Source organism: Bradyrhizobium sp. Rc3b (assembly GCF_900114915.1).
Lineage (GTDB): Bacteria > Pseudomonadota > Alphaproteobacteria > Rhizobiales > Xanthobacteraceae > Bradyrhizobium.
In genome coordinates, this window is record NZ_FOUS01000017.1 from 1 (window position 1) to 24,646 (window position 24,646).

The window sequence follows — 24,646 nt, forward strand, 5'->3', positions numbered from 1 at the left end:
GTCGGCGCCGTCGTGTCGAGCGTGAAAACAACGGGCACGCTCGTTGTGACGTTGGCGCTAGGGTCCAAAGCCACGATGCTGTGGTCGCCATCACCTGCCAGGGTGACCGCCAGGCTCCAAACGCCGCCGGAGCCAACGGTAACCGTTCCGATCTGCGTCGTAACACCATTGTATGTGTCGTACAGCGTCACCGTGCTTCCAACGAAGGACGGATCAACTGTTCCGCTGATTGTTTGATTTCCTTGGTTGGTTGGACCACCTGCGCTGCTGATAAGGACAGGTCCGAATGAAGCCACAACAACAGCTTGCGGTGGGTCCAAAGTGGGGACGAGCGGCTTCGAGGCGGAGGCAGAAGTCCCCGCGATGGAAGCGAGCGTCACAACAACTGGAGCGATCGATCCCCCACCAGCTTGGCCTTTTATGTCGTCCCCTATAATGGTGGTTGGAGATTCAGTGGGTGATGGTGGGGGGCTCCCTGCGAACTTCTGCAGCGACTTTGTGTCGACGTCTCCTCGCTTGCCATCGCTAGGAGCCGGAGTGTCTGGAGCAATCTGTTTCCCGATATCATAGGTCGTCAACACCTGTTGAAAAGCGTTGAACTCCTGCGCAACTTGCCCTGGGGTCTTGCTGACGGTTTGAGTGATCACGTCGAAATTCGCGGTTGGCGTGATGGTTAGCGATGGACCGTCGCTGGTAACTATCCCGATCGGATCCCCCGCAGTACAAACGCCTTGAAGCAAGTTCGTCGCTGGAACGCATTTGAAGACTTGTACGGAATGAACTCGGCCGTCTTGCTGATCAGCGACAGAGACCGAGACTTTCCCATCCACAGCATCGACGCTGAGAAGGACGGCAGTACCGCGAATTCCGATCACGGCAGTCGGCGTCGCGACCTGCATGTCGCCGGTTTTCGCGACCTGGCCAGCGACGAAACTGGCGGCACCCTGGATGAGAGTGAACATCGAATGGTCCGTGCCACTCGTCAGGCTGACTAAGGTGCCACTCGCACTACTCTGCCCCTCATACCCCAATTCGTTCAACATGAACCGAGCGTTGGCGCTCAGGTTGAACGTGCTGCCGTCGATAAGGACGAGACCAATGGTAGAGCCGCTTCCAGTTTGCACGACATCGTTCTGATAAACGACATCCCCATTATTCGCCTCGATCGTGACGCCGTTGCGAACGATGCTGGCGCTTCCCGTTACGGTCGCGACACGGCCAATCACCTTTCCAGCAGCGGCATTACCTCCGGCTTGCGCAAAGGTTTGATAACCGGTGAGGGCTTCGACCACTCTCGCATCGAGCAGCGCGCCGTCCGACGAGCTGAGCGGCAAACGCTTCTCGCCGAGAAAGTAATTGGGGATCGTGATCCGATGGTCAGAATCGGAAATGATGAGATCATGACCTGAACGTGCATAGTCCCCTGAGAACAAGAGATGCGCGTCCGAAATGATGAGTGCGTGAGCTGGGACAGGCTTAGGGAAACTAAAGGACGCCCCAGCCATATCAGATCCGGCAACATCGAACTTTTGGTTCAATGGGGTATTCAAACCAGCCCCCGCCCATAAATTTGCAAATTAAATAATTAAATGCTAATAACATCCTGGAGATTTAATTAAAAGAGTTATTTGATCTGGCTGGAACGCTGAAAGCCTGCGGTGGTTTGGCCCGTGACAATCACGCTGGACCGAGCGTCCGTGGCTGACAATCCAAAACGACAAACGCTGGGTCCATCCGCATGGTGCAATTAAGAGGGCTTCATCGCCTGGACCTGTTGGAAGTGCGCCGTCAGCTGGTGCGCACGCGCAATCGGCACTCCAATAACAGGAGCATTGTGAGGCGCATCAATGGTCTGCTATGTCGAATTTATCACTTGGATGCGATCGACCCCAAAGGAGGCCGGCGAATCCGCGAAGCCATTCAAGTTGTGCTGCGAGATACATCTAAGAATTAGTTGACCAAAGTCCCGCGCCCCGCTCCCTTATTATCCGCGATTGCGCGGTGCGTTCACTCGCGAGCGTATCCTGCCACATCTCGGCCAGTGGACAATTGCGACAGACCGCGGGTTGACCGCCGCTTGCGGTTTTTACCGTTTGCCGCTGGGCGGGTGATTGCACGTCTTATGGAAAGCGTTCGCCGCCCCGGCCCTCTGAAGCGATAGCTGGTCCATGGCCGATCCTTCTTCAGCCAGGCGCTTCTCAACGTACTGCTGCTCAACGTCGGTCAACGCAGTTTCCAGCAGGCGCAAATACCGCTCAACATTCTTCCTATGGGTCTGCAAACGGACAATCGTTTTGTCGCTCATGTTCTATCCAATAGGTAGCGGCGCAATATTGCAAAATAGCTCTGAAAAGCCGCGTCAAAAAAAACCAAAATATAAATAACAGATTTAAAATGGCAGAACAATCGAAGCAGATCAAGACTCAGCCTCGCGGTGAATTGCTTATGCTCCACACGCCGGATTTTTGAATTTACTAAAATCCAAACTCGCTTTATCCTAGTGATATATTGCTATGCGAAATTTTGATTGTGGGGCAGCGTTATGTCGAGTGCGATTGAGTTGATCGTTGGCGGCTTCACTCGGCTAAAAGACCAGCAGTCGCTCGAAGCTCTCCGGATGCATCGCTGGCGGTTGGCCGCTGATCTGAAGGCCACAACTGGTTTCGATTGCCGATCATCTATCGTCCAAATCGAGCAAGACATCGCGGCCATTGAAGTGGGGCTCCGGACGCTTTCTCAACCGGTCAGCGGCTGATCGGACAAGCGAGGGTGAGAGAGACCGAAGGCGGTTAGTCCGCTCCACCCCTCACCAATTTGCCGCTGGAATACTGGCAGGCGCTCCTCGACGATCCACGCTTCGGCCTGTCGGGCAAACTCTAGATGGCACCCGTAAATTTCCCAATGTTGCCTGCCTCGGGCCGGCGGCAAGATGACAACATGAAAGCATCGAAGCCGAAGGAATGGAGCGACCTCGAACGCAGGAAGCTTTCGACAATGAGCCGCCGGCGGTACGGCGCGGCGGAGATTGCCGCGGCCCTTCGCCGGCATGTCGGCTCAGTCAAGCGGATGGCGCGAGAAATGGGGCTACTTCTGAAAAAATGACGATCGGACGAATTTCATCGATCTATTGCAAGACAGAACGCCTGTCCGCGTTCGACCGATGCCGCACCTGATCGGTAACCAGAATTCAGGACCGCTCCGTTGGTAGTCGAGCTTAGCTCGGCTGGCCACGCCGCTCCATCTGTGGCAAGCTCGATTTTATTCAACGAGCTCAACAGGTATCTCGCCACCCGACATCGGGTTCCGTAGAGGCCAGCAGTTGAACCCAGTCTTTCGGTTCGGCGCGCATGGATAGCGACTTCCAGGCGTTATGGGAGGACGACGACCGCATCTTTTGCCGGGCATCGCGCCAGGGCTCCGATGGTGGCCGCAAAACTGTGCTGGCCGTGCTTCCTGCCGAGCATGCCCCATCAACGAGCCGGGATCGCCTGGCTCACGAATATGCACTAAAGGACGAGCTCGACAGCGCGTGGGCCTTGCGGCCGCTCGAACTTGTCAGTGAGGGCGGCCGGCCCGTGCTGCTGCTCGAGGATCCCGGCGGCGAGCCGCTGGAGCGCCAGCTCCAAGCGCCTATGCAGGTGGGAACGTTCTTGCATCTCGCCGTCCACATCACGGCGGCTCTTGGCAAGGTCCATCAGCGTGGGCTCGTGCACAAAGACATCAAGCCGCACAACATCATCGTGAATCGCGCGACCGGCGAAGTCAGACTCACGGGTTTCGGCATTGCCTCGCGACTCCCGCGCGAGCGCCAATCACCCGAACCGCCTGAAACCATCGCCGGCACCCTCGCCTATATGGCACCCGAGCAGACCGGACGAATGAACCGCTCGATCGACGCGCGCAGTGATCTATACGCGTTGGGCGTCACCTTCTATCAGATGCTCGCCGGCGTGCCCCCGTTTACCGCAGCCGATCCGATGGAATGGGTGCACTGCCATATCGCCAGGAGGCCTGTGCCGCCCGCCGAGCGTCGGAAGCAAGTGCCCAATTTCCTTTCGGCCATCATCATGAAGCTGCTCGCCAAGACCGCCGAGGAGCGCTATCAGACCGCGGCCGGTCTGGAGAGCGATCTCCGGCGCTGCCTCGCCGCCTGGGAGGCTCGGCAGGGGATCGACGACTTCCCCCTGGGCGAGCGCGACATCCCGGACCGGCTGCTCATCCCCGAGACGCTCTATGGGCGCGCGCGAGACATCCAAGTCTTGCTCGCGGCCTTCGACCGCATGGTCCAGAGCGGCACGCCTGAGCTGGTGTTGGTCTCGGGATACGCCGGCATCGGCAAGTCAGCTGTCGTCAACGAGCTGCACAAGGTGCTGGTGCCCTCGCGCGGCCTGTTCGCCGACGGCAAGTTCGACCAATACAAGCGCGACATTCCCTATGCCACACTGGCGCAGGCGTTCCGCAGCCTGCTCCGCGGCCTTCTGGCGAAGAGTGAGGTCGAGCTGGCGCCCTGGCGCGATGCCCTGCACAAGGCGTTGGGCCCGAACGGCGGGCTGTTGGTGGACCTGGTCCCCGAGCTGAGGCTCATCATCGGCGAGCCGCCGCGGGTACCAGACCTGGCTCTGCAGGATGCGCAAAGGCGCTTCCACCAAGTGGTGCGGCAGTTCATCGGCGTATTCGCGCGACCGGAGCATCCACTGGCATTATTCCTCGACGACCTGCAATGGCTAGACTCGGCGACGCTGGACCTGCTCGAGGATCTGCTGACTCAGGCGGATGTGAGCCATCTGCTGATGATCGGCGCTTACCGCGATAACGAGGTCGACGCCGCGCATCCTCTGCGGCGCAGGATCGCCGCCATCAAAAATTGCAGCGGCATCGTTGAGGAGATCGCGCTAGCGCCGCTTGCCACCGAGCATGTCGGGCAGCTGATCGCCGACTCGTTGCGTTGCGAGCCGAGTTATGCCGCGTCCCTGGTGCAGATAGTGCAGGAGAAAGCGGGTGGCAATCCGTTCTTCGCCATCCAGTTTCTTCACGAGCTCGTCGAGGAGCGTTTGCTTGCGTTCAATCATACGTCCTCGTGCTGGACGTGGGATCTCGATCTCATTCGCGCCAAGGGCTATACCGACAATGTGGTGGACCTCATGGTCGGCAAACTCGCGCGCCTTCCGGCCAACACGCAGGCAGCGTTGCAGCAGCTCGCCTGTCTCGGTAACAGCGCCACGATCACGCTGTTGGCCCTTGTTCTGGGAAAATCGGCGGCTGAAGTCGACGCAGCGCTGTGGGAAGCCGCGCACGAGGAGCTGGTCGAGCGACGGCAAGGCTATTACAGATTCACCCACGACCGGGTGCAGGAAGCCGCCTATTCAAGCAAACCGGAAGCCGAGCGTGCGGAAGCCCATCTCGCCATCGGCCGGCTCCTCGTGGCGAATACTCCCACAGAACAGCACGGGGACGTGATCTTCGACATTGTCAATCAGCTCAACCGCGGCGTTGCGTTGATCACCTCACGAGACGAACGAGCGAAGCTGACCGAGCTCAACCTGCTCGCAGCCAAGCGCGCCAAAGCGTCCACCGCCTATGACTCGGCACTGACTTATCTCAAAGCCGGCGCGGCCCTGTTGCTGGAGGATTGCTGGGAGAGCAGGCATGAACTGGCCTTCTCCCTGGAGATCAACCGGGCAGAATGCGAGTTTCTGACCGGCGCGCTGGCGGAAGCGGAGCGACGCCTGATGGCTCTCTCAGCCCGTGCGGCCGGGCCTGTCGAGTTAGCCACGGTCTCATGCCTGCGCATTGACCTGTACACGAGGCTCGATCGGAGTAGCGATGCAATTGCTGTTGCTCTCGATTACCTCCGCCACCTGACCATCGACTGGCCGCCCCATCCGACGGAGGAGGAGGCGCGAGGTGAATACGACCGCGTCCGCTCCCAACTTGGCGGGCGCCGTATCGAAGCTTTGATCGATCTGCCCTTAATGAGTGATTCGGTGTCTCTCGCGACTCTGGGCGTGCTGACCAGGCTGCTGCCGCCTGCACTATTCACGGATTTGAACCTCTTTTCCTTGACCGTTTGTCGAGCGGTTAATCTCAGCCTTGAACACGGAAACTGCGATGCCTCGTGCGTTGCTTATATGAGGCTTGGGATGATTGCCGGTGCTCGCTTCGGCGACTACGAGGCGGGATTTCGATTTGGTCTGCTCGGATATGAATTGGTCGAACGGCGCGGATTGACGCGACTTCATGCGCAGACCTACATGCTCTTCGGAGCGCACCTCGCGCCATGGACGCAACATGTCCGGAGTGCGCGTGATTCGCTGCTTCGGGCTTTCGACGTCGCAAACAAAACGGGTGATCTCACTTTCGCCGCGTACGCCCGCGTCAATCTCAATTCGAATCTGCTCGCGGCTGGTGACCCGCTCGCCGAGGTGCAACGCGAAGTCGAGAGTGGCCTCGCATTTGCGAAAACGGCACAGTTCGGGCTGGTCGTTGACGTTGTCGTCAGCCAACTGCAGCTCATCCGAACCCTGCGGGGGCTGACGTCGAAATTCGGCTCCTTCGACGATGAGCACTTTGATGAGCTTCAGACGGAGCGCCGGTTCGCCGAGAATGCCAACCTCATGCGAGCGGACTGCTGGTATTGGATCCGAAAGCAGCAGGCGCGCTTTTTTGCAGGCGACTACGCGACTGCGATTGAGGCGTCGCAAAGGGCGCAGCGGCTGCTGTGGACGTCTATATCGCAACTCGAAACTGCCGAATACGAATTCTATGGTGCATTGTCCCTCGCGATGGCCTGCGCCTCCGCCGCGCCTGCCCAGCACCGGGAGTACCTCGCGGCACTGGCGGTGCACCGGCGACAGATCCAAATCTGGGCAAAGAATTGTCCGGAAAATTTCGAGAATCGCGCTGCGCTTATCGAGGCGGAGGTCGCCCGCTTGGAGGGCCGCGAACTCGATGCCGAGCGCCTCTATGAACGCGCTATCCGCTCGGCCCGCGCCAATGGCTTTGTTCAAAACGACGCGCTTGCCAACGAACTCGCCGCACGCTTCTACGCGGCGCGCGGGTTTGAGAGAATCGCTCGAGCGTACTTGGCCGACGCTCGGCGTGCCTATTTGCGGTGGGGGGCTGATGGCAAGGTGCGGCAACTCGACCGCGTCTATGCCCACCTGGCAGAGGAAACAGCGGCGCCCGGTCCGACGAGCACGATCGAGACCCCCCTGGAGCAGCTCGACCTCGCCACCGTCATCAAGTTGTCGCAAGCGGTCTCGGGCGCAATCGTCCGGGAGAAGCTGCTCATCACCGTCATGCGCACCGCTATCGAGCACGCGGGCGCCGAGCGCGGCCTGTTGGTTCTGTCGCACGGGACCGAGTTGCGAATTGCCGCCGAAGCGACCACCGACGGCGACACGGTCGTCGTGCAGCTGCGCGACGAGCCCGTGACTGCAGCGCTCCTGCCGGAGGCGATCCTCAACTACATCTTGCGTACGCGGGAGAGCATCATTCTCGATGATGCCGCAGCCCAGAAACCGTTTTCAGCGGATCCCTACATCGTGCAGCGCCAAGCGCGCTCCGTGCTCGGCCTGCCGGTGATCGCTCATGCCAATTTCATCGGCGTGCTGTACCTGGAAAACAATCTGGCTGCGCACGTCTTCGCGCCCGGTCGGATCGCGGTGCTAAAGCTGCTCGCCTCGCAGGCGGCAATCGCGCTGGAGAACGCTCACTTGTACCAGGATCTCGCAGAACGCGAGGCTAGGATTCGGCGCCTGGTCGAGGCCAACATCATCGGGATTATCATCTGGGAGCTTGGAGGTCGGATTCTGGAGGCGAATGATGCGTTTCTCCGCATCGTGGGATACGATCGCGAGGATCTCATTTCGGGCCCCCTACGCTGGACTGACCTTACACCGCCGGAGTGGCTCGACCGCCACATGCGATTGTGGATCCCGGAGCTAAAGATGATGGGGAGCGTGCAGCCGTTCGAGAAGGAATATTTCCGCAAGGACGGCAGCCGCGTGCCCGTGTTGATCGGCATGGCTGCATTCGACGAGCGACGAGATTACGGCGTCTCTTTTGTCGTCGACCTGACAGAGCGCAAGCGGTCGGAAGAGGCTCTGCGGCAGAGCGAGGAGCGCTTTCGCACCCTTGTACAATTCTCCTTCGACGTTTACTGGGAATCCGATGCGCAGCATCGCTTCACCCGCCAGGAGTTCGGCGAGGGTCTTGCCGACGCGCCGGCGCCTGGCTCTGAAATTGGGAAGACGCGGTGGGAAGTGCCCTATTTGGAGCCTGACGCGGAGGCCTGGCGCAAGCACCGGGAGACTCTCGATGCCCACCTGCCGTTCCGTGATTTCGAGCTGGCGAGGCCTACGCCTGACGGCGGTAAACGCTACGTGTCCATCTCGGGACTGCCGGTCCTAGACAATGCAGGGCGCTTCATCGGTTACCGCGGCGTCGGACGGAACATCACCGAGCGCAAGCGGGCCGAAGAGACCTTGCGGGAGGTGCAAAGGGAATTGGCGCATGCGAGCCGCCTCGCCACCATGGGTGAGCTCACGGCCTCGATCGCCCATGAAGTAAGCCAGCCGATCGCTGGCGCATCGATGAATGCCGATGCCGCCCTGCATTTCTTGGACAGAAACCCGCCGGATGTCGGGAGAGCCAAGGATACGCTCGGTTATGTTGTGAACGACACTGATCGAGCCCGCGACATCATCGGGCGCATACGTGATCTCATCAAGAAAGCACCGCCACTGAAGGATCGCTTGGATATCAACGAGGCGATCCGGGACGTGATCGAGCTCGCCCGCAGCGAAGCGGTGAAGAACGACGTCGCGATGCAGACGGAACTCGGAGACGGTTTGCCACTCGTCGAAGGTGATCGCGTCCAATTGCAGCAAGTGATCCTCAACCTGATGGTCAATGCCATCCAAGCCATGGGCACGGTCGCGAGGGGATCGCGAAGCGTGCTCATCACGACCGCTCGGGCCGAATCTGACGGCATTATCGTCGCGGTGAAGGATTCGGGACCAGGATTGGCCCCGGACGCTCTCAAGCGCATCTTCGACCCCTTCTACACGACAAAGCCTGGCGGTCTGGGGATGGGACTGTCGATCTGCCGCTCGATCATCGAAGCGCATGCCGGGCGCCTGTGGGTGACCTCCAATGCGCCGCATGGCGCGACTTTCCACTTCACGGTGCCAGCCCATCCGGGCAGCGCGTCGTGACGATCCCGCATGGCTGCTTTTGATGTGTCATAGCGATGTCGGTACCACCGCTGTCGGCAATAACTTGCTCCACTGCCGATGCGAGCACGTCAAGGTGTTCAGCCAATCTGGCAAACAGCTCGCGCTTCTTGGGATCAGTCGCCAACTCGCGAATAAGGGCGCACTCAGCGGCGCCTCGGCGAAGCTTCTCAGACTGGGCCTGCATGTCGCATAGCCAGCCGCCATGTTCCTTTGTTGGAACATTACAAATAGCTGTCCCGGTCACAAGTGAACCCAGCGATCTCGCCGACTGGGACTAGCCTCAATTGCGTGGCGCTCCTCAGCGCCATCCGTCGGACCGCCTTGGTCCCGCACTGTCCCCTCCAGCCCCCAAGGGGCCAAGGCCGGCCCGAGGGGACTTGCAGCATCAAGGTGAGAGCCTGCCATCCCGATGGTTAGGAGCGATGCCGCGAATTGGGAAACGCAAGACCTCAGGCAAGAGATCGCACGGCAGCTCAGCAAAGCAGCAGATGGGGATTGCCCACGCTGCGCTTCACATTGATCCAACCTCAACGCGTGGGGCGCGCGCCCGGACGGCGGCGGGAGAAAGAGTTCGTTAGCTTTCTTGTGGCTTGCTGGGAGCGTGCCGATTACCGCTGATTACGGCACACGGAATGGGAATGTCGGCCCCGGCTGTTTCTCCCAACCTGCGGCTGGGGCCGTTTTGAACTTTCGCTGCATCGTTCAACCCGGTCCACAACCATGTTTAGAGGCATTGCCATCGCGCTATTTGGAATGGGCATCTTTTCGCAGCTTGATCGAGCGTTCTTCTATGGTCGCAATACCGACGCCGCGCTCAAGCTTGCGCGGGAGATTGGCCGAGGCTTTGGGCTGTAGGTCAGCCGCGCTCCGCTCGAGATCGCTCGGGGACTACTAATTCAACAATATTGGTTACTGCGGACTTTCGGCCAAACGACAACGGCCGTCAGCACGCGCCTAGAGCCGCCGGCTATGTCAGCTATCGTCAGTTCTGAGCGTCGGAGGATTGATCGGAATCAACCCGAAATCACAGTATTGGAACGCCTATAGCTCCGGACCAGAAAGTCCCACCTCTCGCTCAGCGCGAAGGATGTTGCCATAGAGACTGCCGATCCATTGTCTTCCGCTCGAGGTTACATTCAAATAGCGGATGGCAGTTTGGACGTGCGGTGCGACCTTGGTCCAGTAGAACTGAGGATATTTGTACACCACGTCCGCGGGTGTGGTGTATCCGAGCGACTTGTTGAGTCCTATCTCCTCGAACTCGTAGAACAGCGCATTTGATTTCTTCATGTAATTCGGGTCGCCGAGCTGACCGATCAGGCGCGAAGCAACAAACCTTCCTCTTCATCAAGGTCATCGTTGAGTTCGTTCGCTGATCCGTCTGCATAAGGAAAACGAGTGTATTCGATGGCTTGGGTAACGCGAGCAGCGTCAATTTCGTCAACTGCGTCGAGACGCTCCATGGCGAATAATTTTGAACGGTCGACATGATAGGGCGCAAGCGCTGCATCGGAAGAGCCGATCGGTAACTCAACCGTTCGGCCGGTACCATCAACCACATAGGCACCGTCCTGGTCTCCGTGAACTATTCCCCGAACGTAGCCAATATCGTGAAGCAGGCACGCCAGGATGAAGTGAGCATAGTCGCTAGCCGTCGTTGGCCTAAGAAGGGAGCGCCCGATCAGGATGTCATGCCCCACCAGCGTGACCAACAAGGTGTGCTCGACGTTGTGGTAGAGTGCATCGCTGTTACCAATACATTCCAGGGCCAGCTTTGCTGCATAGGGCAGCAATTCTGGCAAGCTGGCGTGGGACGAGCCGAAGCGACCGCTTGTCTCCGAGATCAGGAACGCACCAAGAGCCTGGGACGTCAGTTCTGGGATTGTTATCATGAGCAATCTCTCACTTTGGCGGCGAACCTTCAGCAGGCCTTCTGCAGGATCGGGAGGGAGAGGACGACCTTAATAGTTTGAAGCCAAAGGATGGGTGATAATTGACTTAGATCAACAGCAGCGACGCCGCACTACGCATGTGCCCAGTGGCGACTTCCGCTGAGGGTCACACGCGGCGGTCAGGAAGCCCTAGCCCGCGTCCGCTCTGCCTCCCAAAACCGACATTGCGAATGCCTCGGCCCGGTTCGGCTAAGGGCCAGAAAGGAATCCCAACCTGTCCTGCCCACGTTCACTTCGCCGGGAGCGAACATCGAGGTCGAGGCGCCCGACCTCAGCTTCGGCCCCATCAAAAGGTACGGGAGAGGTCTCCGCGGCAGCCGATCTTCGGGGAGTGTTTATGCGCTTCTCGCGCGGATCGCCTCATTCTCAAGCCCAAATAAGAGAACGAGAAGTTCGCGAGGGGGCGCATGTAGCCCTCGTGAGTAAAGGCCTCCAGCGTCATTGCGGCAGACCCGCGCGGAAACGCCGCGCCGGCTCTGCTCTTTCATTTACCCCTTTTGTTTTTCTTCTGCGCTTTTTCCATCGGAGCTTTTAGAGCGTTCCTCGAAGCGATCAGCGCCCTTGCCTAGATCGTGCCCCGTCTTGCTCTCGTTTTTCGCTTCTTCCTTGGCAGTTGCCTCGCGCAAGCCTTCAGCGGCCCGTTCCCCCGCCTTTGATGATTTTCGTTCGTCATCCATTTGCTGCTCCTTACCGATAAAGACACCCGTCCAGGAATACTTCCTTGTCTCTCTCATCAGCCGCAACAATTTCCAATCAGATCGCCCGGACATTGTTCCAGTTCCGTTGAAGCTAGGTGCGCCTCCTGGCGTAAACCTCAGTCGAGGCGCGCGGTCCCTAATCAGCGCAAAGCCGATATCGAAGTTACAAACAGTATGCCCGCCCTGGATTAAGTGAGTATAGGTCAGCTGTGCGTCGCGCGCGATGCATTGTCGCGCGCCGAGAAATACTGCATCGCAAATGGGAGCGAGATTATAAGGAGCTGAGGTCTGCTCAGAGTCAGAGGTGGACGAACGAAGCTAGACCGGCAACTGCCCGTTCTCCCGTTGAAGCGGATCCTTGCTCCGTGCTCAACCGGGGCAGCTTCGGGCTAAAAACTGACATCGTCAGGGCCTTCCGCCGTCCCCCATCCTATCGCTCGTTTTCCCGCTCACGCGTGTCGCTGAGGCCCCGACGCGGAATTGCTGGCTCCCCTGGGGAGCTTGCTCACCAGCACATAACAAAAAAGCCCCGCGGTCAAAGCGCCGTTGTGCCACCTCGTTGCAGGAGGTCTGGAAGTGAACCTTGCCAAACTGCTCGTCAGTCCCATCTTCTGCGCGGGCGGCAGGCGTGCCGGAGACCGAGCCCAAGGTAGACGGTTCTCAAGGCGAGCGCGCGCATCGGCCCCTCCGTTTCTGTCCAGAAAAAATGGTCAGATGGCGCTGATAAAAGTTAGGGCGCCGAAGTTCGTAATGCTGAAGTTGGCGATGGCAATTGCCATTGTTGGGATTTGCCCATTCGTGATGCGAGTCAATAGGAGCGTGCGGATTTGTGTTGGGGAAGCACGTCTGTCAGACTCCATCCGCCCGCCAGCGAGATCCTGATGGATGGCGAAGCTTGTCCGCTATTCCACCTCACCAATTTGCCGCTGGAATACTGGCAGGCGCTCCTCGACGATCCACGCTTCGGCCTGTCGGGCAAACTCTAGATGGCACCCGTAAATTTCCCAATGTTGCCTGCCTCGGGCCGGCGGCAAGATGACAACATGAAAGCATCGAAGCCGAAGGAATGGAGCGACCTCGAACGCAGGAAGCTTTCGGCAATGAGCCGCCGGCGGTACGGCGCGGCGGAGATTGCCGCGGCCCTTCGCCGGCATGTCGGCTCAGTCAAGCGGATGGCGCGAGAAATGGGGTTACTTCTGAAAAAATGACGATCGGACGAATTTCATCGATCTCTTGCAAGAAAAAACGCCTGTCCGCGTTCGACCGATGCGGGGGGCTGAGATGCGGCATCTTACGGAGGATCGCATCAGGCTCATTCGTTGTAGGAGCGGCGGCGCTCTGTTTTGACCGATTCGTTCGACAAACAACGGCGCGCCCGCTCGATCTGTGCTTCGGTGGCGCGCATCGAACTCCATACCAACACCGTTGAGCGCGGCCGATCACGCTCGGCCGCAAAAACCTTGTTTGACGAGTCCGAGGGCGGCGCCGGCCGCTGGGCATCCGTCTGCTCCCTCATCGCCACCGGTAGGCTAAACATGTCGAGCCCTTCGCCTATCTCCAGGACGTGCTCGAGCGCATGTCTGATGGGGATCCCATTAGCCGCCCCATGAGCTCCCACCCTGGAACTGGCGACCACGGACCGCCGTCAACTGACATCACGTGTCAGAAATGGGCGCTTACGCCTCAGCAGCGAAAAGGCACTGGTCTTGGAGGTGCTGATCGCTGCAACTGATGGACACGCGCCCCCAGCATTTCACGACCGGGCATCGACTTATCGATCGGAATTTCGTCAGCGAACGACGTTGCGCCACGTGCAACGCCTGAACGTCGAACGCCGCCGCGAGCACCTCAAGCGGGCTTACGCCTCCCCGAACAGTAGCGCGAGCGGAGCTACCATGATTTCCAGACCCTCTGGACAGCCTCGTTTGTAACCTGATATCATGCTCCAATGACTGCCTACAAGCGCAACCAGGTCAAGGACGCCATTGTGGCGGGGCTCGGCGCCAATGACGCCAAGTCAGAGGCGAACCTGGTGACGCGCCTAAAACGCCTGTTGGACACCGACCGTGCGTTGGAGGTGCGTCCGCAATCGAACCGGCCCGAACTGGCTAACTACGCTTTTGTTACTGGCGATGCTCCGGGCAAGGGCGGTGAGATCCAGTTTTCGGAATATGAGAGCTTTGCCTTGCTGATCGGCTTGCAAATGCTCAATCACAGATGGCCACAGAAGTTTGTCGTCGAATCGTTGCGGCGCATCAGGCCGGCGCTGGAACGCCAGCACAAAAAGATCATGAGGCTCGATCGCGCCAAGTTGTTCGATCCGGATCAGATCCGGCTGCAAGCCAAACCTGGGAGCCTAGCTTTGGCCACGAACTCACCGGTAATTTTACTAATTTGGTCGGATCAACGGACAGCGGAAGACCCCGCCCCGAACGTTGAGATTTTCGAGGACCCGAGCGCGGCGTTCAAGCGTGGGATTGAAAAGCCGGGCCGTTCCATGACCTGGCTCGAACTCACGCGATCAGCACACGCATTGTCAGAACAGCTAGCCAAAACGCGACCGCGCAAGCGAGGACGCAGCTGAACCTCCGCATAGAAGGAGAAGGACCATGCACTCACCTTTAATTGAACCCCATATCAACGCTTCAAACCAGGTTGGCGCGACTGGTGGGCTCGCGAAGCCACCGCGGCCACGGACGCGCGCATACGGGCGAGCGGACTGAATGAGCCGAAGGGAAAAGTACGATGCACGCACGTTCAATTGAAACCTATATCGATGTTTCTAACAAGCTCGCACGCGACCCAACATCCGCGCTGCGGCGCCAAGGTCAACCCAAAGGAGTAAATCATGACGACATCATCGAAGCACAACGAGGTCTTCACAGAAGTGGGACCGGTCGAGCGGCTTGCCATCGATGCAATTTCGCTGCCGCGGCGATTGGTCCGCAAACACACCGATCGCCACAATAAACAATACGCGAAATGCATCGAGGCACTGGGCTTGATCAGCCCTGTTATCATCGATTCTGCGGGCGTGATCGTGGCCGGTTTGATCTGGTATCTTGGCGCGCTGCAGCTTGGCTTACGCTACCTCTCGGTCATCCGGGTCACGCATCTCACTCCCGAAAAACTCGAACTCTATCGGATTGCTGAGCAGCGGCTCGGCGAGCTAGCGCCTTGGGACGATCGCGCCGTTGCAGAAACCTTCAAGGAGCTCTCTGAGCTCGACCTCGGGTTCAGTCTCGAGGTCGCGGGCTTCTCCCAGGGAGAGATCGATTTTCGCATCGAGAACCTCGAATCTCTGCAGGTTGAGCCGTCTCCTGACCCAGCCGACATCGTTCCTGCGGCTCTCCCGACCACGGTCTCGGCTCTCAACGATCTCTGGCAAGCCGGACCACATCGGATAATGTGCCAAAGCGCGCTGCAGTCCGATTCATTCTCCACCCTCATGGCCGGCGCGCGCGCCCGCGCCGTGATCACCGATCCGCCGTTCAATGTCCCCATTCAAGGGCACGTCTCGGGCAAAGGACGCATTCGCCACCCCGAGTTTGCGATGGCGTCCGGCGAAATGTCCAACGAGGAGTTTACCGCATTCCTGAACGGCTATCTTCGCCGCTCGACCGAGCACCTCTCCCAGGGATCCCTCCTCTACATCTTCATGGATTGGCGTCATTCCGCCGAGATTCTTGCTGCCGCTACGCAAATTGGACTCGAGCTCAAGAACATATGCGCGTGGGTCAAATCAAACGCTGGCATGGGATCACTTTATCGCAGCCAGCACGAATTCGTCTTTGTCTTTAAGCACGGCAAGGTGCCCCATCGCAACAACGTCGAGCTCGGCCGACATGGTCGCTTCAGAACCAATGTATGGCAATATCCAGGATGCAACAGCTTCGAACGGAGGGGCGAAGAAGGTAACCTGCTTGCCTTGCACCCAACAGTGAAGCCGGTCCAGTTGCTTGCCGATGCAATCCTCGACTGCACGGAACGCAATGACATTGTTTTGGACAACTTCCTGGGCAGCGGCTCGACGTTGCTGGCAGCCGAAAGGGTCGGCCGGCGCCTCTATGCGACGGAGCTAGAGCCGCGTTACGTTGACGTCGCGATAAGGCGCTGGCAACGCCACACCGGGCAAAGCGCTGTCCATGTCCCAACCGGGCGCCTGTTCGACGAGATCGCCGCAGACAAGCAACGGGAGTGCGCGGAATGACCAAGCGCAACTCCGAAAACTACTCAGTTGGCTACGGAAAACCTCCGAAAGAGCGACGCTTCAAGCCGGGCCAGTCCGGCAATCCACGCGGCAGGCCGAAAAAATGTCTCTCTTTGATTGAACTTTTTGCGCGGGAGTTGAAGCGGGAGCGAACCATTGTCGAAGATGGACAGCGATTGCGCATCCAGACAGACGAAGTATTGGTGAAGCGAGTAGTCGATCTCGCGGTCAAGGGCAACGAGAAAGTCTTGAGGATGACAATGAAACTGATCGAGCAAATTCGCGAAATCGAAAGTGCAAGAATCGAACGCGATTATGACGCGAGGTCGATAGAGGAGATAAGGGCCGACTTCAATCGGATGCGGGAAACAACGCTGGCCGACCTCACCCGCGCCAAGGGGATTGACGATTCTTTTCCGTAGTCCGGAGAAGATTCAGTGGATCGCTGTCCGGGCCAGCGTGCAGCCTCGCGCTGAGTCGTCTCTGATCGATCGCGGGTGGCTAGGTGAGCCTCTCCATCACCCAATCGTGCAGCCCGAGCCGCATGATGGTCGAACCTAACTCGCGACCGGTCCAGACGTGAATGTCAGAGCGGTCGTCAGGGGCGCTCAGCGCCCCCTTTGGCGAATGACAAATGAAGAAGAACCGGTCGAACTGCTCGGTGGCGTCCATCCGGCGGATATAGGCATCCAAGGTCTTTTGGCTGGCGGCCGACTTGACCTGAACTGCTGCCCGCTCGTTGATCACCGCATGCTCCAGCTCGAGATCGACCAGCTTCTTGGTGCCGCCGAGCACGGAGACGCGGTTCCAGCCACTGCGCGCAAAGATGATGTCAACAAGGGTTTCGAAATCGGCCCAGTGCAGCAGCTGCAGGGCCTCGATCGTCACCTCGAGCAGCGCGGTTCGGGCTTGGCTCGCCTTTGCGACGATCGGCTCCTCGATGCCATTGATCCGCCGTAGCAGGTAGTCCTGCGCTTTGACGGCGCAGATCGTCCGACGATAGCTTGCGACCTTGGTTAGCTTGGTGCTCAGCGAATTTATTTTGAGCGGGGTCCCATTGATGTCGGTGTTGCGCCACCCGGCGATGGCCTTCCTGAAGCGTTCGCCTGCACGCGTTGGTTCAGGTTTGACCCAGGTGACCTCTCGCTCCGCAAACGTCCACCACAAATGATCGCGCGCGATTGTGATCCAAAGACACCTTTCGTCCAATTCGTAGAAGTCGGCGACTTCCTGCGCGTCGCGCCCCGCCGCTTGTGGCGATCGGCCCAGCGCAATCAGATGCGCGATGATCTTCGCCCGGTTGCCGTCAACGGCAAGTTCATGGCTGACCGAACCATAGCCGAAGTGCAGCTCAGCGCGGTCCAGGCTGTTCTCCCAGCGGCCGCCGGCGCCGAGCTTGATGTACCGAACCGTTGTCGCTGAAACCTTCATCAGGTGCCCCGTAGCTGCCGCCACTGATAGCTCGGGCCGCCAAATTTATCCAGTTTTGGGATAATCCATCTTCGGGATCAAATTGACCGCCGCCGATTCCCTGGCCCGGCGGTCATGCAGAAGTCCCTAAGATCCGCGCAACATGCCCGCCTGATCGAACTTCTTGTCGCAGCGCGACAGCAGGCCGGCATCCGCCAGCATGCATTGGCCAAGAAGCTCGGCCGGCCGCAATCGTTCATCGCCAAATACGAAGGCGGCGAACGGCGGATCGACGTCGTGGAATTTGTCGCCATCGCCCAGGCGCTGGGCGTTGATCCGTTAAAGTTGTTTCGCGACTTTCTGTCGGCTCGTGGTTCGGCGCCGAAGCATCCCAGGCGCTAAGCCCATCACCTTCGGTACGCAGTGGAGGAGCTTTGCCGCAGCACCACAGGGCCATTCGACCGAAAGTGCAGAACGAAGCCAAGTGACCAGGCTCAACCTCGTTCGAGGCTGAGCAAGCGAAGCGCCCGCCTCTGCTGCACCAAAGCAGCCCGGTCGTAGCGCTCCAGGCCTTGAAGGCCTTTCAGATCCACCGCCAGCGGGCCGGTCAAAAGTGCGCCTAACATCGCCTGCCGCAGGCTGCGGATCCGCAGCAGCGCCAGCTTGGAGCGCGCCAGCGCCATCGCCGCATCGGGCGTGACCAGATGCCCGAGCCCCGAAGCGATCGCGACGGCAAGATTTTCCGCCTCGGCAGGATCACTGATATCGCTCCGCGCCAGCCCATGGCGCAGGGCGTTGCGGCTGGACCTTGTCTTTCCAGCCGCCGTTTTCGGCCCCGTGCTGCGCTTGGCGTTGCTGCGATTGGCTTCGATTTGTCGAATTGACGCCATGTCCGAGGCCCTCGGCCGATGCTGATCGTGGCGGCCGGAAGCTCGCTCCAACGCATTGAGAGATCAAGGGTTTTCAGCCCCATAGAACAGCGATTTTGCTGCAGAAAGGACTGGCATTCCCGCGCAAAAGGAGCGTTAATCATTAAACCGGCCGGCGGGCCCTTGGCCCCGGTCTCTCCCCTCGCAGTGGCGGGGCTTTTGGTGGTGCGGCGGCAAGCCGCGTCAACCCAGGAGAGACCGGTGACCACATTTGCATCCGACGGCGCCACGGCGCCCCCCTCCGTCATCACCTTCAACCGCCACGACCGCCGCGCCTTCATCGGCGGCTCGGACGCCCGCATCATCATGGGCCAGGACCAGGAAGAGCTCCTGCGCCTGTGGCGGGAAAAACGCGGCGAGATCGCGCCGCAAGATTTGTCTCGCAACCTGATCGTTCAGCTTGGGAGTGCCACCGAAGACCTCAACCGCAGTTGGTACCAGAGCGCCACCGGGCAAGCGATCACCGACATCCAGAAGCGGGTTCGGCACCCCGTCCACGCCTGGATGGCGGCCACCCTGGACGGCATCGTTGCGCCGACCGGCGCGGTGTTCGAGGCCAAGTTCATGCTGCCCTGGGCCTTTACCGAAGAGGCAGCGGCCGAGAAGCACATGGCGCAGCTGCAGCACAACATGTGGGTGGTCGCGGCGCGCTCGGCCGTGCTCTCGATCATCACCGGCGGCGGCAAATGGGTCGAGATCACCGTGCATGCCGACCCGCTCTATCAGCACCTGCTGCTGACCGCGGAAAAGAAGTTCTGGCGCTGCGTGCAGTGCGGCGAGCCGCCGCTGCTGTTCGCCATCGAAACCCCACGGCCGCGGCTTGCCGCCGTCAAGGTCGTCGACATGACCGCCTCCAATCTGTGGGCCGAATGCGCGGCGACCTATCTGCGCACCCGCGAGGCCCATGGCGAGCATGAGCTGGCCAAGACCGAGCTCAAGAAGCTGCTGCCGGAGGATGCCAAGGAAGCGTTTGGCCACGGCGTTCGCGCCAAGCGCTCAAAGGCCGGCGCCGTCAGCTTTGATCCGGTTGAGATGGAGGCCGTCCATGCACCAGGCCAGTGAGCATATCGGCGCGATCGCAGCAGCCTTGGCCCGCGCGCAAGCCGAACTGACCAATCCGGAAAAGACTCTGACCGCTCAGATCCGCTCCCCGTTCCTGCGCGATGACGACCGCACCTTTCGCTACGCCTCGCTGGCGAGCGGCCTCGACATCGTGCGCAAGACGCTCAGCCAGCAGGAGATCGCCACCATCCAGACCACCCGGGTCGAGGAGACCACCGGCCACATCCACCTCACCACCCTGCTCGCCCATTCCTCCGGCGAGTGGATCTCCTCGGACTGGCCGGTCTGCGCCGCACGGGACATCGAGGCGCCGCATCGCATGGGTGCGGCGCTCACCTACGCCCGACGCTACGCCCTGTTCGCGCTGGTCGGGATTGCCGGCGAGGACGATCTGGACGCCCCGGATACGGCCGCCGGTTCTCCCGCACCACCTAACCTCAAGGCCTCGCCCGGCAAGGGCGCTCTCAACCGGGCCCCGGTGCTGCGGCCGGGGGAGTCCGCCGCACTCCGGGAGCAGCTGTTGCGCCAGCTCGAAGCGCTGCCTGCCAGCACCGATCTGCTCAGCTGGGCCATGGCGAGCCTCCCGCTCAAGAACAGCCTGCAGGAGCCGGATGCCCGGCACGTCGAGGCAGCTTATCAGGCCAAGCTTGAGGACGCTGGCCGTGCTCAGGCCGAGCCGACGGCCGACTTGAATGGCACGCCAAGCCTGCCAGCAGCGCCTGCTGCTGACGCCGAGGCTGCGCTGCAGCCAACGCTACCCGAGGCCGGGCTCGCCTATCCCAAGGAGCCGTCCCGCAAACGCAGCAAGGCGCACCTGTTGTTTGTTAGGGAGCAGCCCTGTCTGGTGTGCCAGCAAATCCCGTGCGATGCCCATCATCTGAAATTCGCTCAAACCCGGGCGCTCGGCCGCAAGGTCAGCGATGAGTTCACTGTCCCCCTGTGCCGCGCGCATCACCAGGAGCTGCATCAGCACGGCAATGAACGGGCGTGGTGGGCCAACCTGCAGATCTCGCCGCTGCCGGTGGCGCAGGAGCTGTGGGCGGCGAGCCCCGTCCACGATCCCGCCAACGTCGCCGTCGGCGCCGCGTCGCTTGCGGCAAACCTGGATTCGGAGGCCGCCGGATGAACGGTCTATTCCAAACCGCGCGCGAGCTCACCGTCACGGCGCTCCCGGTCGAGTTTGAGTCCTTGGCGCCCCCGCCCCTGCTGCTGCCGGGCGAACAACTCGAACACTACGAGGCGCTCCGGCAGGCGATCTTCACAGATCTTGCGCCACGGTCCGCCATCGAGTGGCTGCTTGCGATCGATGTCGCCGAGCTGTCCTGGGACATCCAGCGCTACCGCATGTTGCGGCATAAATTGCTCGAGAGCTATCGCCAAAAGGCGGTTGAGGCGGCGCTGCGGCGCATCGATATAATCGGGATCGATCCCAACTTCGAAGATCAAGCCGAATACTACACCCAGCAAAATGCCTTGAGTTGGCGCATTGATCCGGTCGCCGCGACCGAGATCGACGCCCGCCTTGCTGCTTATGGCTTCGATCAAGACGCGATCACTACCGAAGTCTACGTTCAGGCGCGTGAGGTCTTGGCTCTGTTCGAGGGCCTGCTCAATGCTGCTCAGACCAAACGAATGTTGCTGCTTCGTGAGATCAGGAATCAGCGCTTCTTAAGTGGACCGATGCGCCGGCTGCGCTGAACGATTCATCAGCCTAAGGGGCCCGCCGTCGGTCGGCATCCGCCTGGCAGGTGTTCGACAGCGGCTATGTCGTCATTGGCGTGGCATACGGACAGCATAAAAACAGAACGCGTTTGCCGCTTAGCAGCACTGACGTTTCCCGATATCAACAAGTCAGGCAGGTTCCCAGCCGATCTTGTGTCCGCAACGCCGGCGGGAGAAAAAATCGCCCAACATTACAAAGCTACCACCCGATTAGGATTTCAGCCACTAAACTAGAGCGGCTATCACAAAACAATTTTTGCTCTGATCAATATGAACTGCGGGTGAGACATGTTTGATGTCTATTGCAACGGCAAGCGGGACTTTCTCGTCATAAGCAATGGCTCCCCAATGCCCCAGCCCTACTCTTCCAAAAAATGGCGGAGGAGCAGAAGCAGAGTTCACAAGGTCAGCGACGAAATCAAGAAGGCCGTTCAGAGGCAGGGCTATTATCTTCGCAGCTTCGGAAGACTGAGAAGACTCAGGCGAATACGCATCGCTGATCTGCTCCTCTAGAATAACGCGCCTCCGGAAGCAGCAGCCGTCAGATGAGATCCCATCATCAGGCCGAGCCACTTTAACTTCAAGAGAGCGATCGGATCGGGGCAATGCCAGCAAGATCGACGCGGCGAAGTGTCATCTCGCCGGGCCTTTTTGCGATAGGTGCTCAGGGGCCTATGCCGCAGAACCCGGTGGCGTTGCATCTCCCAGGAGAGTTCTACAACGTCTATAGCGAGCAGCCATTCGATGGCAGACTGGGGATCGGGGTCGCGGAAGATGACAGCCTGAAGAGTCTGATAGTTGTCGATGTTCTCTCCGGGAAGAAGTTGCGGCGGAGGACACAACGCCTCGAACCGAGGCGGCAAGACGCTGACCGACTGTGGTTGAGGAAGGTTGACAGGTCCATTCATTGACCTTGCGGGCGCGAAGGCGGTGCAGCAACTGTTGCTCCGTTCGCCAGATCGACGGGGCTGCCATCCCAACGCTGCTTTGCGATTGGCCTCGGCGAAATTTGCAGGTTGGTCCACCAGGCTCTTTCGTCTCCGTGTCGGTGCAGGGATTGATGATGCGCTCGGCAGAGCGGCTCCGTGCACTCGTCGCTGACTTTGCGACCCAAGGTGCGTGGTTGAGCAAACTTCAGGTGATGCGCATCAGCAGGTGTCTTCTGACAAACCAGACAGACTTGGCTGCGTATAAAAGGAAGATGATCCTTGCTCCATCGTCGCGGCCGCTCTTTGGGGAAGGTAAGACTCGTCTGCTCTCCAGGAGAGGCGTTGGCAGGCGCGTGAACATCGCAGGAGATCTGCGAAGGACGTTGACAAGTGGAAACCGTCCAATCGCTGAGACAGGCTGCTATACTGATATCATCACCGATTTCCATCCAGGAAGTGCCATTGATCATGACGAAGTCAAGCTGGATGGCTTTAGCTTCACTTCGTTTGGCGAAATCACGGCAGCAATGGCAGGTCGGATCCGACGTCGAAGTTGACGTCTTGTAAGATACTGGTCTTCGGGACAGCGATCTCCGATTTCGTGAGTGATAATTTCCACCTTCCAGGAGCTCTGCCCGACCAGCAGCACCGCTCTCAGATATTGGAGTGGCACCGCCGCTGATCAGTACGTCGCCATGAACGACAATCTCAAGGCGGGCGGGACGGGTAACACACTTGTCGGCGGCGGCCGGGGACGACAGCTATGTCGTCGGTGCTGCAAGTACCGCTATCATGGGGAAGGAGGCGACGATTGGTTGTTTGGAGGCGGAGGAAACGACACCTTCGTCTGTGGCAAGGGAAGCAGACACGATACGATCGCTGACTTCCCCATGTGTATCCAACTTCAACAGCTGAGCACGCCAAGTTGCTTTTCAAGGGTTATGGCGCAAGCGCGTATCTGACGATTAAGGCAGACGATTGGTCCGTCCACTATGCCGGCGGAGTCGATAAGCGATCGAGAGTGTGACACATGCCTGGATTATTCATTTGTTGCATGGCTTTGACCTCAATTGGGCTTAACGAGGAAGATGCCTGAAGGTTAGCGGCAAGGGCGCACGCTCGACGACTAGGCGCGTCAGTTGTCAGGGCTTTTGTCGAAATGTCGTTCTTCGGTTTGTCGGCCCCTGAGTGGGATCGCTCGAGCAGGCCGAATTGGCAGCGTGCCGCCTCACTTGGTCGATTGTTGTTTGGAAATAGATCCAGTTGAATCGGATGGCGGATGAGTAAGACAGCCATGACAGATCACCAACTTCCTGCTGAGCTGCCGATCGTTTTCCCCTTCAATCTCGTCGTGTACGGCCCACCACGCCTCTGAATATGGACGAAGGGCAAGTAATACTCTCTCTCGTTCCTTGCTGTGTTCGTATGCAATCGGCGAACTGGTCACGCGCCTCGTCGTGTGAGGTAGATTGGGATTGCGGCCCAATCCATCCCAGGCAATCGCAGAGCTCGGCGCTAATGGCGCAGTTGCGCAGCCTGTGAGCAAACAGGCGGCACTTATGGCTGTCATGAGAAATCGTCGAGACATTCGGGGTCCCAATGCAAGCGGCACAAGGCACCCGGTTCCGCTAAGGGAACTTGATGGAAATTGGTTAATGGATGGTTAAATCAACGGGTGATCAGCACCAAAACTCCGTGCTGGCTGCGATCCGATGTACCCCCGTAGTCCCGCCAGCACATCCCGAGGATCGCAGCTGTGCAATGGTCGGCCGTCCGGCTTGATGTCATCCGAAGTTTTGCTGAACTCGTTTCGTTCGTGGCGGCACGCCTTATTGAAAGTCCGCCAACGACGCAAATCTGCTCCAGACTGCGCACGCAGGACAGGATATCAGTCTAAGGCGTCCGTCAGTGACATGACGACTGGGCTCAGGTAGCTCTTGCCTCGCGCACCAGGAGTACAAGGTGGTGCTCTGCAGTCGATCGGATGACGACTTCCGCCAGAAGCAAAGCTGAGCTGGGCCAACCGGCCCGGAGCAACAGATGGTGTTTGGTAACAGCATAATCGCCGCAGTTGCCGTGGTAAGGAAATATCTCCCATTGCAGGTCTCGTTGACTTGCGGGCGGACTTTTGGGGACGATACCGAAGTTGACCGTCGAATTAATGAGGACCCAGCTCGAAACGTTCAAACGAAATGTAACGCTCTTGCCAACCAGCGGGATTTTAATCGTCCCAAATACGGTCGCCGCATTCGCATTCGAATGAGCGTACGGTTTTTTCCCGATCTGGGAAATGCACTACCTTCAGTAGGCGGAGCGTTCTTCCGCAAAATCTACACTTTCTATTTGGCCGGCTTTCGATCTCGCCAATCTTTTCGGCTCTAAACAACTCCATCGTGCCCCCCCGAGGTGTTTATGAGTAAGAGTTAGGCAAATATCTGAGCTCTGTCACTTTAAAAATCAACTTGGCCCAGAGCAGCCCTCCAAACTGCGACGTT

The 24,646-nt window shown here is 59.3% G+C and carries 21 protein-coding genes and 1 pseudogene; 12 read left to right on the top strand and 10 right to left on the bottom strand.

Annotation, left to right across the window (positions count from 1 at the left end):
* Positions 1 to 1,538 (bottom strand): FecR domain-containing protein (locus BM190_RS39900; protein WP_143109113.1); only part of this gene is annotated, 1,538 nt, incomplete at its 3' end.
* Positions 1,539 to 2,086: 548 nt separating this feature from the next.
* Positions 2,087 to 2,305, bottom strand: coding sequence for a hypothetical protein (locus BM190_RS32005; RefSeq protein WP_092261631.1), 219 nt, complete (start codon positions 2,303 to 2,305; stop codon positions 2,087 to 2,089).
* 237 nt (positions 2,306 to 2,542) lie between these two features.
* Here BM190_RS32005 and BM190_RS32010 point away from each other — a divergent pair, with 237 nt between their 5' ends.
* From BM190_RS32010 to BM190_RS32020, 3 genes are all read left to right on the top strand, one after another.
* Positions 2,543 to 2,755, top strand: a complete 213-nt coding sequence (locus BM190_RS32010; protein WP_092261632.1) for a hypothetical protein — start codon at positions 2,543 to 2,545, stop codon at positions 2,753 to 2,755.
* A 182-nt stretch (positions 2,756 to 2,937) separates the two neighbouring features.
* On the top strand, positions 2,938 to 3,102 hold the full coding sequence (locus BM190_RS40750; protein WP_177237418.1) for a hypothetical protein: 165 nt from the start codon (positions 2,938 to 2,940) through the stop codon (positions 3,100 to 3,102).
* A gap of 245 nt (positions 3,103 to 3,347) precedes the next feature.
* The gene (locus BM190_RS32020) at positions 3,348 to 9,218 is read left to right on the top strand and encodes an AAA family ATPase (RefSeq protein WP_092261634.1); all 5,871 of its coding nucleotides are present in this window, start codon (positions 3,348 to 3,350) and stop codon (positions 9,216 to 9,218) included.
* 1,062 nt (positions 9,219 to 10,280) lie between these two features.
* Here BM190_RS32020 and BM190_RS32030 read toward each other — a convergent pair.
* Positions 10,281 to 11,131 (bottom strand): annotated as a pseudogene (locus tag BM190_RS32030) (HD domain-containing protein).
* Positions 11,132 to 11,679: 548 nt separating this feature from the next.
* A complete protein-coding gene (locus tag BM190_RS32035) occupies positions 11,680 to 11,868 on the bottom strand; it encodes a hypothetical protein (RefSeq protein WP_092261749.1) in 189 nt (62 codons plus the stop codon).
* Between the two features lie 1,064 nt (positions 11,869 to 12,932).
* Between BM190_RS32035 and BM190_RS40755 the strand changes: the two genes are divergently transcribed.
* A complete protein-coding gene (locus BM190_RS40755) occupies positions 12,933 to 13,097 on the top strand; it encodes a hypothetical protein (RefSeq protein ID WP_161500021.1) in 165 nt (54 codons plus the stop codon).
* A 104-nt stretch (positions 13,098 to 13,201) separates the two neighbouring features.
* Here BM190_RS40755 and BM190_RS32050 read toward each other — a convergent pair whose 3' ends face one another.
* On the bottom strand, positions 13,202 to 13,426 hold the full coding sequence (locus BM190_RS32050) for a hypothetical protein (protein ID WP_143109114.1): 225 nt from the start codon (positions 13,424 to 13,426) through the stop codon (positions 13,202 to 13,204).
* Positions 13,427 to 13,837: 411 nt separating this feature from the next.
* On the opposite strand from BM190_RS32050, the gene BM190_RS32055 reads away from it, so the two are divergent.
* The 3 genes from BM190_RS32055 (at position 13,838) to BM190_RS32065 (ending at position 16,521) form a co-directional block, all read left to right on the top strand.
* Complete coding sequence (locus BM190_RS32055) at positions 13,838 to 14,473, top strand: hypothetical protein (protein ID WP_092261639.1); 636 nt, start codon at positions 13,838 to 13,840, stop codon at positions 14,471 to 14,473.
* Between the two features lie 264 nt (positions 14,474 to 14,737).
* Complete coding sequence (locus BM190_RS32060) at positions 14,738 to 16,099, top strand: DNA modification methylase (RefSeq protein ID WP_092261640.1); 1,362 nt, start codon at positions 14,738 to 14,740, stop codon at positions 16,097 to 16,099.
* Complete coding sequence (locus BM190_RS32065) at positions 16,096 to 16,521, top strand: DUF5681 domain-containing protein (protein ID WP_092261641.1); 426 nt, start codon at positions 16,096 to 16,098, stop codon at positions 16,519 to 16,521. The genes BM190_RS32060 and BM190_RS32065 overlap by 4 nt, the downstream gene beginning before the upstream one ends.
* 79 nt (positions 16,522 to 16,600) lie before the next feature.
* Here BM190_RS32065 and BM190_RS32070 read toward each other — a convergent pair whose 3' ends face one another.
* Positions 16,601 to 17,530, bottom strand: a complete 930-nt coding sequence (locus BM190_RS32070; RefSeq protein WP_092261642.1) for a restriction endonuclease — start codon at positions 17,528 to 17,530, stop codon at positions 16,601 to 16,603.
* 114 nt (positions 17,531 to 17,644) lie between these two features.
* On the opposite strand from BM190_RS32070, the gene BM190_RS32075 reads away from it, so the two are divergent.
* On the top strand, positions 17,645 to 17,911 hold the full coding sequence (locus BM190_RS32075; RefSeq protein WP_092261643.1) for a helix-turn-helix domain-containing protein: 267 nt from the start codon (positions 17,645 to 17,647) through the stop codon (positions 17,909 to 17,911).
* Between the two features lie 92 nt (positions 17,912 to 18,003).
* On the opposite strand, the gene BM190_RS32080 is transcribed toward BM190_RS32075, so the two are convergent.
* Positions 18,004 to 18,450, bottom strand: a complete 447-nt coding sequence (locus BM190_RS32080; RefSeq protein WP_244550783.1) for a PIN domain-containing protein — start codon at positions 18,448 to 18,450, stop codon at positions 18,004 to 18,006.
* 189 nt (positions 18,451 to 18,639) lie between these two features.
* Between BM190_RS32080 and BM190_RS32085 the strand changes: the two genes are divergently transcribed.
* Genes BM190_RS32085 through BM190_RS32095 form a run of 3 tightly spaced genes read left to right on the top strand, consistent with a single transcriptional unit; the run spans position 18,640 to position 21,198 of the window.
* Entirely contained in the window at positions 18,640 to 19,500 is an 861-nt protein-coding gene (locus BM190_RS32085; protein ID WP_092261750.1) for a YqaJ viral recombinase family protein, read from the top strand.
* Positions 19,484 to 20,626 carry an ERF family protein gene (locus BM190_RS32090; RefSeq protein WP_092261645.1) on the top strand — a complete coding sequence of 381 codons (1,143 nt, stop codon included), beginning with the start codon at positions 19,484 to 19,486 and terminating at the stop codon, positions 20,624 to 20,626. The genes BM190_RS32085 and BM190_RS32090 overlap by 17 nt, the downstream gene beginning before the upstream one ends.
* Complete coding sequence (locus BM190_RS32095; protein WP_092261646.1) at positions 20,623 to 21,198, top strand: hypothetical protein; 576 nt, start codon at positions 20,623 to 20,625, stop codon at positions 21,196 to 21,198. Before BM190_RS32090 ends, BM190_RS32095 begins: the two co-directional genes overlap by 4 nt.
* Positions 21,199 to 21,447: 249 nt before the next feature.
* Here the strand turns inward: BM190_RS32095 and BM190_RS41955 are convergent, their stop codons facing one another.
* Both BM190_RS41955 and BM190_RS41960 read right to left on the bottom strand, forming a co-directional pair.
* Positions 21,448 to 21,837 carry a hypothetical protein gene (locus BM190_RS41955; RefSeq protein WP_177237419.1) on the bottom strand — a complete coding sequence of 130 codons (390 nt, stop codon included), beginning with the start codon at positions 21,835 to 21,837 and terminating at the stop codon, positions 21,448 to 21,450.
* A 289-nt stretch (positions 21,838 to 22,126) separates the two neighbouring features.
* Complete coding sequence (locus tag BM190_RS41960; protein WP_092261648.1) at positions 22,127 to 22,621, bottom strand: DUF968 domain-containing protein; 495 nt, start codon at positions 22,619 to 22,621, stop codon at positions 22,127 to 22,129.
* Between the two features lie 225 nt (positions 22,622 to 22,846).
* On the opposite strand from BM190_RS41960, the gene BM190_RS41965 reads away from it, so the two are divergent.
* On the top strand, positions 22,847 to 23,113 hold the full coding sequence (locus BM190_RS41965; RefSeq protein WP_177237420.1) for a calcium-binding protein: 267 nt from the start codon (positions 22,847 to 22,849) through the stop codon (positions 23,111 to 23,113).
* A gap of 964 nt (positions 23,114 to 24,077) precedes the next feature.
* On the opposite strand, the gene BM190_RS41325 is transcribed toward BM190_RS41965, so the two are convergent.
* A complete protein-coding gene (locus BM190_RS41325) occupies positions 24,078 to 24,338 on the bottom strand; it encodes a transglutaminase-like cysteine peptidase (RefSeq protein WP_349516883.1) in 261 nt (86 codons plus the stop codon).
* Positions 24,339 to 24,646: the final 308 nt, after the last annotated feature.